Raw genomic sequence first — 17,461 nt, 5'->3', positions numbered from 1 at the left:
GAGGGAACTGCTGTTCTCCGAGCGAACTGCAGCGGGTAGGGCGCGACGGATGCCCCGTGGTGGGGTCCACGGGGCATCCGCCCTTGTCGCGCCGGCGTCGAGCGACGAGCGGGGGACTCGTCGGCATGGGGATGGACGCCGTGCGCACCGGCGATGCGGGGTCTCCTCCCCCGAGGACGACCGCACCGCCGGCGTCTTCGCTACGCCGTCAGACGACGACGGCGCAGGAGTCCGGCCCCTCCGAGGAGGAGCAGGGCTGCGGCGAGGGCGATCAGTCCTTCGGTCGGAGCGCCGCCGGTCATGGCGAGCCCTTCCGCCTGGCCGGTGGTCACCGCGCCAGAGGCTGTCGCGGCACCGGTCGACGTGCCCGGGTCTGTTCCGGGGTCGGTGCCGGGGTCGGTTCCGGGGTCGGTACCCGGGTCGGTACCCGGGTCGGTTCCGGGGTCGGTGCCCGGGTCCGTTCCGGGGTCCGTCCCCGGGTCAGTTCCCGGATCGGTTCCGGGACCGGGGTCGGTCACCGTCGCCTCGCCGACCACCGAGATGGCGTTCCCGCCGACCGTGATCGGCAGCGTCACCGGCAGCCCCAGCTGGGTGCCGCCGAGGATGCCGTCGGTTCCGGTGGTGGTGTTGCCTCCGGTGGCGGGGGTGGTGGGTGCGGTGGTGGTGCCGCCGTTGCCGGTGACGGTGGCGTCGTCGAGGGCGGAGATCGCGTTGCCGGTCACGGCCACGGGGGCGGTGACGGGTGCGGTGATCTGGGTGCCGCCGAGGATGCCGTCGATTCCGGTGGTGGTGTTGCCTCCGGTCGCGGGCGCGGTGGGTGCCGGGGTGCCGGCCGTGCCGGATCCGGTCGCCGCGCTGTCGCCGAGCAGGGAGATCGCGTTGCCCGACACCGTCACCGGTGCCGTCACGGGTGCGATCGCCTGCGTGCCGCCGAGGATGGCGTCATCGCCGGAGGTTCCCCCCGTCGTGGCGGGGGCGGACGTGCCCCCGGTGCCGGCCGTGCCGGAACCGGTCGAGCTCGTGTCGCCGAGCAGCGAGATCGCGTTGCCCGACACCGTCACGGGTGCCGTGATCGGTGCGACCACCTGAGTGCCGCTGCCGATCCCGTCGTCACCGGACGTCGTGCCCGATGCGGCCGGAGCGGAGGATGCCGGTGCTGCGGCTCCCTCCCCGCTCGTTGTAGCGCTCTCGGAGTCGCCGAGCAGCGACACGGCGTTGTCCGTGACGGTGATCGGTGCATTGACCGCGAGCAGTGCCTGCGTGCCCGAGAGCACGCCGTCCACGCCGTTCGTGGTCACGAGAGGTGCCCCGGCCGGGGTCTCGGCCTGGGGAGCCGAGTTCTGGGGAGTTGCGGCCGGGGCACTGGTCGATGAGCTGTCGTCGAGCACGCTCACGGCGTTGCCCGACACGGTGACGGGCAGGTTCACGGTCACCACGGCCTGGGTGCCGGATGCCGTGCCCGAGGACCCACTGGTCTCCGCAGCGGGTGCGGGGGCCGGGGCGGGCGCTGGTGCAGGTGCAGGTGCAGGTGCTGGTGCGGGTGCGGGTGCGGGCGCCGCGACGACGTCGCCGAGCACGGAGATCGCATTGCCGACCGCCGAGATCGGTGCCGAGATCGCTGTCTCCGCCTGCGTGCCGGAGAGCAGTCCGTCGTCTCCGGATGTCTCGGCCGCGTTGGCGGCCGTCGCACCGAGGAGCGTGATGCCCCCGGCGATGAGCGTGCCCCACAGGGCTCGCTTGAGGTAAGTGCGCATGATCGTTTCTCCTGACTGGATGGATCGTCTGATGGGTGCGCGCGATCAGAGTGCGCGCGCAGCACGGCATCTGTCGTCCCCGGGGGAACGACGTGACGGTCCGTCAGTCAGGAGAGACGTCGGTGTCGGCGACCGGCGACGAAGGAAGCACGTCGTCGGCTGCGCCGGATGTCCGCTCGCCAGCACGGAGCGGAGCAGGGTCCACGTCGCTGAGGCGCGCGTGGGCAGGGCTGGACCCTCCGCCGGGGCCGGCGGAGGAAGATGCGGGTACGGGGGCGCCCGGCGGGCTCCCGGACGGAGTGCCTGTGGGTGCCGTCGTCGTGTCTTCCGTGGCCGGGGCGGACTCGTGCGAGACGAGGTCCGCGGCCGAGGACGACGCGGCGGATGCGCGCGCGGATGCGGCGACCGAAGCGCCGAGGATCGGTGCGGAAGTCGCCTGCGTCGCGGAGACGGCGGCGACGGCGGTCGGGCTCACGGGGGGATCCACGACACCGGTACCCGGGGTCGGATCGGGGGTCGTCGGATCGAGTGCCTCGAGCACCGGCGGAACGGTCCCGTTCGTCACGTTTCCGAGGAGAGCCGTCGTGTCATCGACCACTCCGACCACATCGCGCACCGCGGTGACCACGCCGAGGTCGGTCACGAGTCCGCCGACGACGGGGGCGCCCGCGACGGTGTCGAGGATCGGGTCGGTGATCTGCGCGACCGGCGAATCCGTCAGAACTTCGGTGACCGGGGCGACGACCGCGTCGACCTTCTCGGTCACGGCCTGCACGACCGGCGCGGTCGCAGGGCCCACGACCGGGGTCTTGGCGACCGTCTCCGTCACGGTCTCGACGACGGCGGGAACGGCCTGCTGCACAGGGGCCACGACCTTCGTGACGACCGGTGCGACGACCTTCGAGACGACGGGGGTCACCGGGGCGGTGACGGCCGACACGGTTTCGCTGACGATCGAGGTGAGCCCGTCGAGCGGGCCGTCCTGCTGCTCATCCGCGTGCGCCGATCCGCCCCCGAAGAAGAGGGTGAGTGTCGCCCAGGCGAGCGCTCCGACGGCGCTCCAGAGGACCACGGCAGGAACGCCGCGTCGGGTGGCCGGAACGTCCACGTCGACCTCCCCCTCCGAAGGCAACGTACCTCGACGCAGGTGCATCGATTGCGGGTGACGATACTCGCGAGCAGACCGTCTGTCTAGGGGGTTTTGCGCGCGTTTCCGGGGATGTCGGGTTGTGACGCGCCCGGTGAAATCTCGGCTTGACTTTCCCCAGGTTCTACACATCCCCCTCCCGAGAGGGGCAACCTTCAATGCGCGATTTAAACTGATTCCCATCCACAGGCTGGGGAAACAGTTAAACCCTGGTCAGGGCCAAGAAAAAAGTTTGAAGTCACACCCATCCACGGGGTTATCCACACCCGTTGTGCACAGACACTCCGACTTTGTCCGCACGCTTTCCACATGGTTATCCACAGGCCGTGTTGCATGTGGAAACAGTCGCTCGTAGCGTGGGCGAGCGACCGAATGTCGGAGGCACCTGTTTCGCTGTGCGAAGCGGCAATTCTTGGCCGAGAGCCACGCGGCCCGCCGTCGGAACGCCTCATCAGAACATCGCATCGGAAACGTCGCATCGAAGGGAAGACTGTGTCGATCGCCGACATCTCAGAGGAGCGGATGGGCGCGAAGCGCGCGCCCGAGCGTACCCCTCCTCACGACCTTCTCGCCGAGCAGAGCGCGCTGGGCGGAATGCTCCTCTCGAAGGATGCCGTCGCCGACGTGATCGAGACGCTCAAGGGCGCCGACTTCTACATCCCGAAGCACGAGCTCATCTTCGAGGCGATCCTCTCGCTCTACTCGCACGGCGAGCCGACCGACGTCGTCGCCGTCACCGACGAGCTCATCAAGACCGGCGAGCTGGGTCGCGCCGGCGGCGCCGACTACCTGCACACCCTCACCTCGATCGTCCCGACCGCGGCCAATGCCGGCTACTACGCGGGCATCGTCTCGGAGCGCGCCATCCTCCGCCGCCTCGTCGACGCCGGCACGCGCATCGTGCAGCTCGGCTACGCGGGTGAGGGCGACGCGACCGACATCGTCAACAACGCGCAGGCCGAGATCTACTCGATCACCGGATCCGAGACCGCCGAGGACTACGTCCCGCTGCAGATCGCCGTCGACGCGGCGCTCGAAGAGATCGAGGCCGCCAGCGGTCGCGACGGCTCGATGACGGGTGTCCCCACCGGCTTCCGTGAGCTCGACGAGCTCACCAACGGCCTCCACGGTGGGCAGATGATCGTCGTCGCCGCGCGTCCCGCCATGGGTAAGTCGACCCTCGCGCTCGACTTCGCGCGGTCGGCATCCATCGGCCACAACATCCCCTCGGTCTTCTTCTCGCTCGAGATGGGCAAGAGCGAGATCGCGATGCGTCTGCTCAGCGCCGAGGGCCAGATCCCGCTGCAGAACATGCGCAAGGGAAACCTCGACCCCCGCGACTGGACCACCGTCGCCGCGACCCGCGGCCGCATCAACGACGCTCCGCTGTACATCGACGACAGCCCCAACATGACGCTCGTCGAGATCCGCGCGAAGTGCCGTCGCCTCAAGCAGCGCGAGGGCCTGCGCATGGTCATCATCGACTACCTGCAGCTGATGACCTCGGGCAAGCGCGTCGAGTCGCGTCAGCAGGAGGTCTCGGAGTTCTCGCGAAGCCTCAAGCTCATCGCCAAGGAGCTGCAGGTTCCGGTGATCGCCCTGTCGCAACTGAACCGTGGTCCCGAGCAGCGCACCGACAAGAAGCCCGCGATCAGCGACCTGCGTGAGTCCGGCTCGATCGAGCAGGACGCCGACATGGTCATCCTGCTGCACCGCGACTCGGTCTACGACAAAGACGTGCGTCCCGGCGAGGCCGACCTGATCGTCGCCAAGCACCGTAACGGACCGACCGCCACGATCACCGTCGCGTTCCAGGGCCACTACTCCCGCTTCATGGACATGGCCCCGGGCGGCGACTTCAACTGACGCCGACGGTGTCAGCCGGGTGCTACCGCCCGGCGACCAGCTGGTTGCCGGATCGCGCGACCAGCGGACCGAGAACGGTGGCGGCGTCGAGCTCGGCCACGCCGTCGATGCGGAACACCGCCCGCTCGCCCGGAAGCAGGGTCACCAGGCCGCGGTCGACGCGGGCGTCGGGAGACAGCCGGTCGACGAGCAGGGTGAGGTCGCGCACCAGTGCGCCCGCCGTGACGGTCAGCAGGTGCCCGCCGCCGTCGATGCGTTCCACCTCGCCGGTGAGGCGCGGCTCGGCGAGGGCGCTGTCCCGGGGCTCGGCGAACCACCAGAGCCCGCGGGCTCCGGACGCTTCGGCGGCGATCAACTCGGCGGAAGCGTCACCGGGCGTGGCGACGGCATCCGGGATCGCAACGCGCGTCGACTCCCGCGGAGCGATCGACACCGCCACCTCGACCGAGGCATGCACCGTGCCGTCGAAGCCGATCCGTCGCAGGGAGAGGCTGTCCGACCAGGTGCCATCGGTGTCGTTGTGCAGCACGGCTTCGAGGCCGTCGCCCGAGGGCTGCACCGTCACCACGCGGGGGTCGAAGGCGTTCTTGATGGCGAACAGCAGCGGCTTCTCGCGGCCATCGCCGTCGATCGCCGCCCACGACGTCACCGGCCAGCAGTCGTTGAGCTGCCACACGATCGCGCCGGCGTTGTGCGGGGCCAGTGAGCGGAACCAGTCGAGCGCGAAACCCACCGCATTCGCCTGATTGAGCTGCATGGCCCAGTGCCAGGTCTCGATGTCGTCGGGGATCGGGTAGTGCGCGACCAGGCCGGAACCGAGCTTCGCATTCCCGTCCGCCGCCTTCTGATGCACGATCATGCCGGGGGAGTCGGGCGTGATCGGATCGTCGGAGATGGACCGCGTCAGCGTCGACCACGCGGGCGGCCCCTGCCACCCGAACTCGGCGACGAACCGGGGGTGATGGTCGCGGTACGTCGGCCAGTCGCGGCGGTTCCACTGCTCCCACAGGTGCATGGTGCCGTGCGCCTCGTCATTGGGATGCGGTCCGGTCTGCTGACGCCCGTCCCACCCCGTGCCCGGGCTGAACGGGCTTCCGGGTGCGTACGGCACGTGCGGCGCGAGCTCGTCGATGATCGCCGGGAACAGATCGTAGTAGTAGTGGGCGCCCCAGGTCTTGCCGTCGAGCAGCGTCTTCCAGCCCCAGTCCTCATATCCCCAGGTGTTCTCGTTGTTGCCCGTGAGCAGCGCGAGTGAGGCCCGGTGAGCGAGGCGCGCGACGTTCTCCCGCGCTTCCGCCTCGATCTCGGCGCGCAGGGGATCCTCCTCCGCGTACGCGGCGCACGCGAACAGGAAGTCCTGCCAGACCAGCAGGCCGAGCTCGTCGGCGAGATCGTAGAAGTCCTCGGACTCGTAGATTCCGCCGCCCCAGACGCGGACCAGGTTGAGGTTCGCTGCCTTCGCCTGCTCGAGTCGGGTGCGGTACCGATCCCGGTCGACTCTGCTCGGGAATGCGTCGTCGGGAATCCAGTTCACGCCCTTCACGTAGATCGGGCGGTCGTTCACGAACAGGGTGAACGGTGTGCCGGATGCATCCGCGGTGGTGTCCCAGCGCAAGTCGCGGAACCCGACGCGTCTGGTCGCGGAGTCCAGCGCCGTGCCGTCGTCCAGGAGGGCGATCTCGACGTCGTACAGCGGCTGAGCGCCATGGCCGGCGGGCCACCACCGTTCGACGTCGCTCACCCGGACCTCGATCTCCGCCGACGTCTCCGAGGCGGCGATCGGAACCGTCTGCACGGTCCCCGCGACCTGGACCGTCAGGTCGAGCGGGAGCGCCGAGGCGCGCTCGATCTCGACGGCGACGCGCACCGTGCCCTCCGTGCCGTCCGGTGTCGCATGGACGCGGACGTCGCTCAGCCGGGCGTCCGACCAGGACTCCAGACGCACCTCGCGCCAGATGCCGCTCGAGTAGGTGGCGATGCCCCAGTCCCACCCGAAGCTGCACGCCGACTTGCGCAGGGCGTTGAACGGCGAGGGGTAGGGGCGTGGGCGCGCACCCAGCGCCACGCTCTGCGCGTCGGCGTACCGGACCGGGCTGCGGAAGGCGACGGTGACCGTGTTGTCGCCGGTGGTGAGCAGGTCGGTCACGTCCAGTCGATAGGAGCGATGCTGGTTGGCGACCTCGGCGATCACCTGCCCGTTCACGGTGACGGTCGCCACGGTGTCGAGCCCGTCGAACACGAGCTCGTGACGATCGGCCGCCTGCTCCTCCGACTCGAGCGCGAAGCTGCCCTCGTAGGTCCAGTCCACGAGACCGATCCACGCGAGGGCGGATTCATTGTCGTCGAGGTACGGGTCGGGGATGAGGCCCGCCCGCAGCAGGTCGAGATGCACCACACCGGGGACGACGGCGGGGATCCACGCATCGGCCACCTGTGCGGGGCCGCCGTTCGGGCGGACGCGCCAGCCCTCGGCGAGCGGACGGCGGATGAGGGGAAGGGTGGACGCGACGCTCACGGGACGGCTCCTGCTTCGACGCCTCTACAGTTCCCACTCTGGAAGGAGCATGAAGGCGACGGGGGTGGGGGATGATGACGGCATCCAGCTTCGCAGCTTCGTCGACCGGGAGACGGATTTGCGGGACGAGTCGGGCGAAGATGCGCGGGTCCACCGATCCCGGCCGGCGCCATCTCTCCGAGAGGACTACCCGGCGGATCCTGGTGCCGGCGTTTCTCCGCGGCCGCCCACGGAGACCGGCGTGAACCGATCGGTCCCCGCTGTGCCCGCGCGGAAACGGATACGGATCACCGGGAGCGGGCCCATCGGCCGATCCTGCGGGATTGAGATGACCAGGTTGCCCAAAGGGTCGTCGTCGCGGGCGTGCGCGGGATCGACGACGGCTCGGAAATCGAGGTCTTCCCCGGTCGTCAGGAGTTCCACGCCGAGCACGGACTGAGGTCGAATGCCGCGCACGGTGGCGGTCTCGTCCGGCCAGGCGACGAGGTGCAGGTACAGGGCGTCCGCGTTCATCGTCGTCGGACCGTAGAACTGCCACGGTTCCAGCCCCGGTCGAGCGCCGATCACGCTCTCGCGATGGGTGCGCATCCAACCGGCGATCTCGTGGAGCGACTTCTCCTCTTCGTGCGGCAGAGCGCCGGTGCTGCTCGGCCCCACGTTCAGCAGGAGCGAGCCGCCGTTCGCGACACAGTCGACGAGCGTCCGGATCAGGTGCGCGGTGGTCTTGTAGTCGTGGTCGCTCGGATCCCATCCCCACGTGTCGTTCATGGTGATGCACGCTTCCCAGGCGTCGCTGAGAAGCTCCGCAGGGATCGACTGCTCCGGCGTCACGTAGTCGCCGATGCCGGGGAGGCGGTCGTTGAGGACGATGTCCGGCTGATGGGATCGGATGTGCCTTTCCAGCTCCGCGCTGTCCCATTCCTCCTCTGTGCGCTCCCACCCGCCGTCGAACCAGAGCAGATCGATCGGCCCGTAGTTCGTGAGCAGCTCGCTGAGTTCGGCCTTCATCCCTTCGCGGAATCTGACCCACTGTTCGGGCGTCGCGCGCGGGTACTCCTCGAACGCGTACGGTGCGAACTCGGCGCGCCACGCCGGATAGTCGGGATCCGACCAGTCGGACACCGAGTAGTAGAAGCCGATGCGCAGTCCTGCCTCCCGGAAGGCATCCACGTAGTCGCGGACGAGATCGCCTCCGCGAGCCCCGTAGGGAGAGGTGGAGATGTTCAGCGGTGTCGCCTCGCTCGGCCAGGACGCCCAACCCGAGTGATGCTTCGTCGTGAAGACGGCGTACTGCATCCCCGCATCCCTCGCTGCCTGTGCGATGGCGCGAGGATCCCACTCACGAGGGTCGAATTCGTCGGCGTGCCGGAAGTAGTCGACCGCGCTTCGTGCGTGCACTCCTGTGCCGTCATCGCTGGTGAGCCCGACCATCGGCCAAGACAGATCGACGCCGAGTCGGCTCGCCTGGTCGAAGTGGATGAAAAGCCCGAACGAGGCGGAACGGAACCAGTCGAGGCGGGAACGGCGGGGGGAACCCACGGCGGCAGATGCCGGAATGGGAGGCGTGGCGATGGGCATCTGCTTCTCTTCGTCCAGGGCGTGATCAGGGGCGGATCGCCCGCAGATGCGAGCACTTGACAAGGCGACGCGCATCAATTTACGCTCGCCAGCAACGTTAGGCAACCGGTTACCTAAATATCGGTGCGGTGATGGGACAACCATCGACAACGTCCTCGCGTCCCGATAAGGAGATCCTTCAATGAAGAAGTCGCAGCAGCGAATGATTCGTTCCGCCAGTGCCTTCACCGCCCTCGTGACGGCACTCGCTCTGGCCGGTTGTTCGTCCGGCGATTCGTCGACCACGACCGACGACGGCCGGACCGTTCTGACGGTGTACGGCTGGAAGGGCGGCGAAGGCGAGCCGGCGAACGTCGCCGAGATCAACGCGGCTTTCGAGAAGGCGAACCCCGACATCAAGCTCGAGTTCGAGGCCATCCCCGCGAACGAGGCCTATTCGCAGCGCGTGCAGCCTGAGTTGCTGGCCGGCAATGCCGCCGACGTGATCATGCTGGACAGCAACCTTCTCGCGACATGGGGGAAGTCCGGATACCTCGCAGACCTGTCCTCGGCGTCCTGGGCCGACGACATCACCCCCGAGGTCGAGAGCTTCGCGACCTATGACGACGCCGTGCTCGCCATGCCCATGGAGGCCATCGGTGTCGGTCTGTACTCGAACATGGAACTGCTGAGCGAGGTCGGTGTGAACGAGGTGCCGAAGGACTGGGAGAGCTTCCTCGACGCGCTCGCCAAGGTGAAGGCTGCCGGCCACGACCCGATCACTCTTCCCGACAAGGCCGGGTGGACGGGCGCGATGGCGCTGCTGAACGCTGCGGCCACGACCGTCGACAAGGGCTGGGACGAAGAGTTCTCCGAGGGTGATGCGAGCTTCTCGGACTGGAAGCCGGCGGTCGAGCAGCTGCTCGACTTGCAGGAGCAGGGCTTCATCGATTGGAAGACCGAGCTCGGCGAAGACGAGTGGTCGCAGGGCGCAGACGACTTCACGGCGGGCGACACGGGCTTCTGGCTCCAGGGCGCCTGGAACCTCGGCGGCGTCGCCGAAGCCGGAATCAAGAGTCAGTTCACGGCCTGGCCGGGTGGGGAGCCGGGCGTCGATCCGAACGAACTGCTGTTCGTGGGAACGATGTGGGGTGTCAACGAGGCGTCCCCCGTGAAGGACGCCGCGGAGAAATACGTGGACTTCTGGTCCCAGCCCGAGAACCTCGATCTGTTCCTCCAAGCGGAGAACGCGATCTCTCCGTTCGAATCGGGCACCAGCCCGAAGAACGACGCGACGGGTGAGTTCCTCGCGTCCTACGAGGCGGGGAACTACCGCTTCATGCAGACGAACACCTGGATGGCGGGCGACGTGCAGACGCAGATGGGCTCTCGCCTGCAGGCGCTGTTCCTCGGTGAGATCACGACCGACGAGTTCCTCGACGAGATGGACGGAATCGCGAAGAAGGCGGATTAGTCCCGTTCCTGGTGCGGTCGCCCTCTCCGGCGGCCGCACCGCTCTCGCTGAAGGATTGTCATGATCTCCAAACGTCCCCTCGTCGCTCTCGGGTTCCTCCTTCCCGCGCTCGTCGTCTACGGGCTCCTCATCCTCTACCCGCTGGTCAACGGCCTCTGGCTCAGCTTCACGGACAGCAGCGGAGGCCCTCGGGCAGACTTCGTCGGTCTCGAGCAGTATTCACGACTGTTCACCGACGGGGAGGTCATCCGAGCGGTCGGCACGACCGTGCTCTACGCCGTCATCGTCGTCGTCCTGCAGAACCTCTTCGGGTTGCTCCTGGCCAGAGCGCTCTACAACCGGCCGCGGATCCGCAAACCGGTCAGCGTCCTCATCCTCATGCCGACGCTCGTCGCCCCGGTGATGGCATCGTTCATCTTCTCGTATCTCTACGCACCGGATGGAACGATCAACGAGGTGCTCCGCGCCCTCGGGCTGGACTCCCTCACCCGCATCTGGCTGGGCGAGACGAGCACGGCACTCGGCGCGGTGGCTCTGGTCAACATCTGGATGTTCGCCGGCTACTCCGCGGCGATCTTCCTCGCCGGATACCTCGCGCTACCTGCCGATGTCCTCGAAGCGGCCGACCTCGACGGTGCGACGGGATTCCGCCGATTCCGCACGATCGAATGGCCTCTTCTCGCCCCCTCGCTCACGGTGAACATCACGCTCTCCCTCATCGGCTCGCTGAAGGTGTTCGAGTTCCCCTTCGTGCTGACCAACGGCGGCCCGGCGGGATCCACCACAACGCTCACCCTCCTCGTCTACCGAAAGGTCTTCGGCGGAGCGGGCGAGTTCGCCTACGGAGTGACGATCGCGGTCCTCCTCCTCGTCATCGTCGTCGTGCTCAGCAGCGTCGCCACGTCCGTTCTGCGCATGCGCGAGAAAAGGATCTGAATCCATGTCCGCATCACTCCCCGCCCCGGCCCGGTCACGCGACCACCGCCTGTGGAACGCGGGCAAACGTCGGCTCGGCGACATCGGGCTCATCGTCGGCGTCGCACTGCTCGTGACTCCGTTCGCGTTCGCCGTGCTGACCGCGATCCGACCGGCCGCTGACGTGTCGGCGAATCCGCTCGGGTGGCCGGAACACCTCACGCTCGACAACGTCGTGGATGCGTTCCAGCGCATCAACTACGCGCAGAGCGTCGCGAACACCCTCATCATCCTGGTGTGCTCCTGCCTGTTGACCGTCGCCTTCGGCGCCATGGCCAGCTACCCGTTGAGCCGGATCGGGCGCTCCTGGACGAACACCACCTACCGCGTGTTCATCATCGGGACCACCATCCCGATCTATGTGCTCATCGCACCGCTGTACCTGATGATCCGGGATCTGCACATCCTGGGCACGCATCTCAGCGTGATCCTCGTCTACACGGCCATGAACCTTCCGATCGCCGTGTTCTTCTACACCAGCTTCATGCGCCAGGTGCCGACGGAGTTGGAGGAGGCCGCGGCAATCGATGGTGCGGGTCCGCTGCGGATCTTCTTCGTCGTCATCTTCCCGCTGCTCGCACCCGTCACCGCGACGCTGGTGACGTTCATCAGCTTGGTCGTGTGGAACGACCTCATCGTTCCCCTCGTGTTCCTCCAGGGCGAGCAGAACCGCACGATCATGGCGAACGCCTATGCCCTGATCGACCCGAACACGGTGGAGCCGACGACGCTGTTCCCGGCGGCGCTTCTCGGCGTCCTGCCGCTGATCCTGGTGTTCAGCTTCCTGCAGCGCTACGTCGTCGCCGGCATGTCGGCGGGTGCCGTGAAGACCTGACCTCCGGTCCGAGCGCCCGCTCGGACCCTCCGAAGAAAGGAAGTGCAACATGCAGTCTGTTCCATCCGCCGTCGCGGCAACGCGACAGAAGCCGGGCCGCTGGAGGGCCGCGATCACTGCTGCCGTCGGAGCCGCCGTCGTGTTGAGCGCCTTGACCGGGGCCGGAGCATCGCCCGCGCAGGCCGCAGATTCGGCGTACTTCGTCGATTGCGCGGCGACCGCCAACGGGACCGGCACGCAGGACAGTCCATGGAACTCGCTCGCCGCGATCCAGGCTCCGGGGGGTGCCTTCGCTGCGGGAGACTCGATCAGGCTCAAAGCCGGCACGACCTGCGCAGGTTCCTTCACGGCGTCGGGGAGTGGCACTTCTGCGAAACGGATCGTTCTGGGCAGCTACGGCACCGGCGCGAAGCCGATCATCAACGGCGGGGGTGGTGTCGAAGCGCCCATCGTCGTCAGGGATGTGAGCTATTGGACAGTCGAGGGCCTGGAGGTGACGAACATCGCCGCGGCGGAAGGAAAGCGCAGCGGCGTGCTCGTGGAGAACACCGGCAATGAGGTGCGATCGGGCATCACCGTCAAAAACCTCGATGTCCACGACGTCACCGGCCGCTCGGACCGAAACGCCAGCGACCGCTATGTCTCGGCGGGCATCCAGGTTCGTCTGCCGGCAAAATCCAGCGGGCTCACGGGATACTTCGACGGCGTCACCATCGAGGACAACTCGATCCGCGACGTGAAATCGATGGGTATCGCGATCGTCGGCTCCCCGAATGGGGACGACACCATCAACCACAACCGCAACGTCGTCGTCCGAGGCAACTCCGTGCTTCGCGCGGCCGCCGACTCGATCCTGATCGGCGTCTCCGTCGACCCCCTGGTCGAGCGCAACCTGAGCTATGACGCCGGACACGACGCGGTCAACCGTGGCGCGATCGCCGGCATCTGGGCCTATACGAGCGCGAATCCGGTTCTCCAGTTCAACGAGTCGGCCCGCACCGAGCCGGGCCCGGACTCGATGGGTTGGGACTGCGACTGGGGCATCACCGGGTCGTGCACGTATCAGTACAACTACAGCCATGAGAACGCCGGAGGGTTCTACCTCGAGTGCCTCACCTGCTTCGGTCCGGCACAGACCGACACCCCCCAGCTGGTCGTGCGGTACAACGTGTCGCAGGGTGAGGGGATCGTCAACGCCGGCAGCGGCGGCAACGCCAAGGTCAAGCTCGAGATGTACAACAACACGCTCTACAACCCGGGCGGCGCGTTCGACATCCGGCTCGCTGCGAACTCGGTGGTCGCCAACAACATCTTCGTCGGCTCGAGCCTGACCCGGTTCGACACCGATCGGGGGATCACCGTCGACCGCAACGTCTACCACGGGTTCGCCGGCCCCGCTGCGGACGTCAACGCCATCAACGCCGATCCGCTGTTCGCCAACCCGGGAACGGGCCGCGACGGTCTCAACACCGTCGACGGGTACAAGCTGACGGCCGGATCTCCGGCGATCGGGGCCGGCCGCATCATCTCCGGCAACGGAGGCCGCGACTACTGGGGCAATGCGGTGTCGGGGACGACCGCACCGAACATCGGTGCCTACAACGGCCCGGTCGTGGCCAAGAAGCCGTAGCCGTCCGAGCGCAGGGTGTTCGAACGGTCGGCGCATCGGTCGTACGAACACCCTGCGGAGGTGGGAGCCGAAGCGGTGGCCAGGGCAACAGACCGAAAGGAAGCACCAGTGAGACGACCGTACGTTGCGGCGTGCATCGCCCTCTTCATGGCGCTGGGGTTCTGCGCGTGCGCTCCCGCGCCCGTACCACCGGGTGCCGCGAAGAACGGCACCGCCATGGAGGTGAACGGAACACCGGTTCATGCGGATGAGTTCCGATACTGCGTCAGTCAGGTTCGAGCCACGGTCATGGATACCGCGTCCAAGAAGGGGTGGGTCGTGGACGACACGGACCCGGTGCGCGACAGCCGTGCGGGCGAACTTCTGGTTGACCAGGCAGCCGCGCGTTGCGTCGACGGGGTCGTCCGTCGGCAGGGCGCGGTCGCCCTCACATTCATCGATGACGCGTCCTTCGAAAGCCTGGTCGAGCGGTGGAAAGCCGACAAAGCCGCACGTCACGCGTCCTCCCAAGCAGGGGAAGTGCTCTACGGGCCGGTGGAGAAGACCCTCGAACAGTATGAGTTCCAGGAGATGGCCGATGCGGCATCGGAGCAGGAGACGGCGGACGCCACCGCGTTGACGGACGATCCGGGCGCCCTGGATGCATTGATACGCGCTCGACCGGAGGTCGCCGAGGGCCTGGACATGGCCGTTCCTGAGGATCGTGCGATCGCCGCGCAGATCCTCGCGCGCCGGATGTTCGAATCCACGCACGAGCGCGCGGTCGACGACGCCGAGGTCACGATGAAGGAGTCCTGGTTGTCCGGGCTCACGATCTCGGATCTGGTGGGGTCGTAGAAGATGAGCGGTGCTCGGCGGCTCGTGGGATCCTGAGAGGATGAGGGATCGGGAAGGAGCGCGATGAGGCGGCCGGTGACCTTGAAGGATGTCGCGGCAGAGTCGGGTGTTTCTGTGCCCACGGCCTCGCGCGTGCTCAACGGCGGTGGACATGTATCCGTCGAGACGCGGCAGCGCATCCATGAGGCCGCGGCACGACTGGACTTCAGGCCCAATGCGCTCGCGCAGTCGTTCGCGCTCGGGCGCAGTTTCACGGTCGGTGTTCTCGCCCAGAAGGCATCGGGCAACTTCTCGACTCCGGTCATCACCGGGATCATCGCCGAACTCAGCAAGCACGACGTCGCCGTGCTCGTCTACGACGATGAGGACAACGCCGCTGCCCGGCCGGAGAACCTTCGCACTCTGCAGGCCCGTCGAGTCGACGGGATCATCGTGGTGGGTGACGGCACGGACGTTCCGTTCCCCTCGATATCGGAGTCGTTCCAGACGCCGGTGATCCATGTCTTCGGAGTCTCGGACAACCCCGAGGACACGTGCTTTCTCCCGGACGATGTGCAGGCAGGGCGTCTGGCCGCCGCGCACCTCCTTCGCCAAGGGAGAACGAGGATCGCGCATGTGACCGCGATGGAGTACTCGCGGGCGGTCCAGGATCGTCTGAGCGGTTTTCGTGCCGAGCTCGCTGATGCCGGCGTGGAGATCGCGCTGTCGGAACCCCTGTTCGGCGACTGGACCATTCCGTGGGGCTACCGGGCCGGTCTCGAGCTGCTCGAACGGCGGGGCGAGTTCGACGCCGTGTTCTGCGGCAACGACTACATCGCTCTGGGCGTCACCCGTGCGTTCGAACAGGCCGGGGTCCGGGTCCCGGAAGACGTCGCACTGGTCGGCTACGACAACTGGTCGAAGTACAGCGGGAGCCCCGATCGATTCCTCGCCTCGGTGGATCCTCAGCTGAACAGCCTGGGGCGAGTGGCAGCCGAGGCATTGCTGGCGGACGACCCCGCAGCCCGGCAGCCGGGCGTCAGCTATCAGCCGTGCGTCCTCGTTCCAGGGATGTCATCGGGAGCGATCGCCTCCGACGGTCTGGGCGCGATCGCGCTCAGATGAGTCTCCACGCCTGAGACCGAGGCGAAACCGAACCCACGGACCGCCATCTTCGGACGGACACCGATTCATTCCTGCGAGGGATGCGCCCGACGGGGCTCCGCCACGCTCGACGTCGCAGGCACGGCGTCGAGCGTGGCGGTCGTCTGAGCCGTCCGATCAGGCGACCGCCGTACCTTCCAACTCGACGAGCTGGCCGGGGATCGCAAGGCGCGAGACTCCGAGCATTGTGGTCGTGGGCGAGACGCCCGCGGCGCCGAGCCGTCCGGCGAGCTCTCCGTAGTGCGGGAACAGTGCGTCGACGTCGGTCGTGTAGACGTTCAGGCGCACGAGGTTCGCGAGGGTCATCCCCGCCTCCGTCAACACCGCCTCGAGGTTGTCGATGCTGAGCGCGAGCTGAGCGGCCATGTCGCCGTGGTGCTCGGGCTGTCCCTCTTTGTTCATCGCGGTCTGCCCCGAGATGTACAACGTGCGGGACTCAGCGGACACGACCTCACCCTGGTTGAACCCCATTTCCAGCGACCACGTGACCGGGTTGACTGCGGTGCGTTCGAGTGTCATCTCTTCTCCATTCGTTGTGTGTGCCGTGCCGGTGATCCGGTCCAGCCGATCGCCGTCCGAATCGACGACACTTCGAGCCTCGCAGCGATACACGACACCTCTTGTCATGTATTTCTGAGAAAGTTTCCTATGCGTGCCGATCGCCTGGTCTCTCTCGTGCTGCTCCTGCGGCAACGGGGTTCGCTCTCTGCATCCCAGCTCGCCGACGAGCTGGAAGTGTCTACGCGCACCATTCTCAGAGACATCGAGGCGCTGTCCGCCGCCGGGGTGCCGGTCTACGTCAACCGCGGTCGCAACGGCGGCTTCTCTTTGCTCCCTGGATTTCGTGCCGAGCTGATGGGCCTCAACCAGGAGGAAGCCCTCGCCCTGCTCACGGCCGGGAGCATCGGGGGGCGACAGGTGTTCGGCCTGGGATCGGCGCTGTCCTCCGCCATGCGCAAGGTCGTCGACGCGATACCGGCCGGCCATCAAGCCGCGGCGACCGACGCCGCGCAGCGCATACTGTTCGAACCTCAAGCGGATCTCCTGTCCCGGTACCGGCTCGCCGAAGGCATCTCGGAGACGGTCATGAACGAGGTGCGCCGCTCTGTGCTCGACGGACGCAAACTGCGCATTCACTACGCCGCCGAAGGTCGTGACGCCGCCTGGCGGCACGTAGACCCCATCGGCCTCGTGACGGTCCGGGAGAGGAGCTACCTTCTCGCGTTGGTCGATGGCCATGATCGCACCTACCGTCTCTCTCGGGTTCTGGCGGCAGAGGCACTCGCCGCTCCTGCAGAACGCCCGAGTGAGGTCAACCTCGCCCAACTCTGGGAAGCGCGCAGTGCACGTTTTCGTGCCGGAGAAGTGCAGTTCATCGTCGCCGCCCGGCTAGACCCCGCGCGACGAGAGGAACTCGCCGAGACGGCTCTCGCGATCGTTCACGAGACGGCCGAGTCGGATGGTTGGCTTCGAATGGAGTTGACTTTTCAGGACCTGCGCCACGCGGCATGGGCGATCTGGAAACTAGGAGTCGACGCTGAAGCCCTCAGCCCTCCCGAGCTGAGGGATGTGCTCCATCAGCACGCAGTCGAGATCGCGGCCCGCTACTCGCCCCGCGGTCCGACGCTCGCAACCGACGCCTAGCGGAGGCCAGGCCGGAGACTCTGACGATTGTGCCGTGAACGGCGACGTGCCCTCCTCACCCGGTATCGCGGATGAGAAGGGCAC

13 protein-coding genes are annotated in these 17,461 nt (G+C 67.4%); 8 read left to right on the top strand and 5 right to left on the bottom strand.

Annotation, left to right across the window (positions count from 1 at the left end):
* Positions 1 to 200 precede the first annotated feature (200 nt).
* Together CQ034_RS17945 and CQ034_RS17940 are read right to left on the bottom strand one after the other, a co-directional pair.
* Positions 201 to 1,754: a chaplin family protein gene (locus CQ034_RS17945; protein ID WP_105712142.1), complete on the bottom strand. Its 1,554-nt coding sequence runs from the start codon at positions 1,752 to 1,754 to the stop codon at positions 201 to 203.
* Between the two features lie 103 nt (positions 1,755 to 1,857).
* Positions 1,858 to 2,862 (bottom strand): hypothetical protein, encoded by a 1,005-nt coding sequence (locus CQ034_RS17940; protein WP_105712141.1) that lies wholly within the window; start codon positions 2,860 to 2,862, stop codon positions 1,858 to 1,860.
* Positions 2,863 to 3,393: 531 nt separating this feature from the next.
* On the opposite strand from CQ034_RS17940, the gene dnaB reads away from it, so the two are divergent.
* Positions 3,394 to 4,767 (top strand): replicative DNA helicase, encoded by a 1,374-nt coding sequence (gene dnaB / locus CQ034_RS17935; RefSeq protein WP_029264272.1) that lies wholly within the window; start codon positions 3,394 to 3,396, stop codon positions 4,765 to 4,767.
* Positions 4,768 to 4,789: 22 nt separating this feature from the next.
* Here dnaB and CQ034_RS17930 read toward each other — a convergent pair whose 3' ends face one another.
* Together CQ034_RS17930 and CQ034_RS17925 are read right to left on the bottom strand one after the other, a co-directional pair.
* Positions 4,790 to 7,282 (bottom strand): glycoside hydrolase family 2 protein, encoded by a 2,493-nt coding sequence (locus tag CQ034_RS17930; RefSeq protein ID WP_181156370.1) that lies wholly within the window; start codon positions 7,280 to 7,282, stop codon positions 4,790 to 4,792.
* A 186-nt stretch (positions 7,283 to 7,468) separates the two neighbouring features.
* Positions 7,469 to 8,860, bottom strand: a complete 1,392-nt coding sequence (locus tag CQ034_RS17925) for an alpha-L-fucosidase (RefSeq protein ID WP_181156369.1) — start codon at positions 8,858 to 8,860, stop codon at positions 7,469 to 7,471.
* A gap of 181 nt (positions 8,861 to 9,041) precedes the next feature.
* Between CQ034_RS17925 and CQ034_RS17920 the strand changes: the two genes are divergently transcribed.
* From CQ034_RS17920 to CQ034_RS17895, 6 genes are all read left to right on the top strand, one after another.
* Positions 9,042 to 10,313, top strand: a complete 1,272-nt coding sequence (locus CQ034_RS17920; protein WP_105712139.1) for an ABC transporter substrate-binding protein — start codon at positions 9,042 to 9,044, stop codon at positions 10,311 to 10,313.
* 60 nt (positions 10,314 to 10,373) lie between these two features.
* Positions 10,374 to 11,249 (top strand): carbohydrate ABC transporter permease, encoded by an 876-nt coding sequence (locus CQ034_RS17915; protein ID WP_105712138.1) that lies wholly within the window; start codon positions 10,374 to 10,376, stop codon positions 11,247 to 11,249.
* Positions 11,250 to 11,253: 4 nt separating this feature from the next.
* A complete protein-coding gene (locus CQ034_RS17910) occupies positions 11,254 to 12,123 on the top strand; it encodes a carbohydrate ABC transporter permease (RefSeq protein WP_105712137.1) in 870 nt (289 codons plus the stop codon).
* Positions 12,124 to 12,172: 49 nt separating this feature from the next.
* Positions 12,173 to 13,753 (top strand): hypothetical protein, encoded by a 1,581-nt coding sequence (locus CQ034_RS17905; RefSeq protein WP_105712136.1) that lies wholly within the window; start codon positions 12,173 to 12,175, stop codon positions 13,751 to 13,753.
* 60 nt (positions 13,754 to 13,813) lie between these two features.
* Positions 13,814 to 14,590: a hypothetical protein gene (locus tag CQ034_RS17900; RefSeq protein WP_146114877.1), complete on the top strand. Its 777-nt coding sequence runs from the start codon at positions 13,814 to 13,816 to the stop codon at positions 14,588 to 14,590.
* Positions 14,591 to 14,665: 75 nt separating this feature from the next.
* Positions 14,666 to 15,694 (top strand): LacI family DNA-binding transcriptional regulator, encoded by a 1,029-nt coding sequence (locus CQ034_RS17895; RefSeq protein ID WP_181156368.1) that lies wholly within the window; start codon positions 14,666 to 14,668, stop codon positions 15,692 to 15,694.
* A 156-nt stretch (positions 15,695 to 15,850) separates the two neighbouring features.
* Here the strand turns inward: CQ034_RS17895 and CQ034_RS17890 are convergent, their stop codons facing one another.
* On the bottom strand, positions 15,851 to 16,252 hold the full coding sequence (locus CQ034_RS17890) for a RidA family protein (RefSeq protein WP_105712165.1): 402 nt from the start codon (positions 16,250 to 16,252) through the stop codon (positions 15,851 to 15,853).
* Between the two features lie 156 nt (positions 16,253 to 16,408).
* On the opposite strand from CQ034_RS17890, the gene CQ034_RS17885 reads away from it, so the two are divergent.
* Complete coding sequence (locus tag CQ034_RS17885; protein WP_372467716.1) at positions 16,409 to 17,377, top strand: helix-turn-helix transcriptional regulator; 969 nt, start codon at positions 16,409 to 16,411, stop codon at positions 17,375 to 17,377.
* The last annotated feature ends 84 nt before the right edge of the window (positions 17,378 to 17,461 follow it).

Origin of the sequence: Microbacterium sp. MYb45, assembly GCF_002979655.1 — a bacterium.
GTDB lineage: Bacteria > Actinomycetota > Actinomycetes > Actinomycetales > Microbacteriaceae > Microbacterium.
Note: the sequence above shows the minus strand (reverse complement) of the source record. Positions and strands in the feature narration are given on the sequence as shown.

Coding starts and splice junctions, on each gene's coding strand:
- CQ034_RS17915 (WP_105712138.1), top strand. CDS start 10,374: ATGATCTCCAAACGTCCCCTCGTCGCTCTCGGGTTCCTCCTTCCCGCG.
- CQ034_RS17925 (WP_181156369.1), bottom strand. CDS start 8,860: ATGCCCATCGCCACGCCTCCCATTCCGGCATCTGCCGCCGTGGGTTCC.
- CQ034_RS17905 (WP_105712136.1), top strand. CDS start 12,173: ATGCAGTCTGTTCCATCCGCCGTCGCGGCAACGCGACAGAAGCCGGGC.
- CQ034_RS17945 (WP_105712142.1), bottom strand. CDS start 1,754: ATGCGCACTTACCTCAAGCGAGCCCTGTGGGGCACGCTCATCGCCGGG.
- CQ034_RS17920 (WP_105712139.1), top strand. CDS start 9,042: ATGAAGAAGTCGCAGCAGCGAATGATTCGTTCCGCCAGTGCCTTCACC.
- CQ034_RS17910 (WP_105712137.1), top strand. CDS start 11,254: ATGTCCGCATCACTCCCCGCCCCGGCCCGGTCACGCGACCACCGCCTG.
- CQ034_RS17890 (WP_105712165.1), bottom strand. CDS start 16,252: ATGACACTCGAACGCACCGCAGTCAACCCGGTCACGTGGTCGCTGGAA.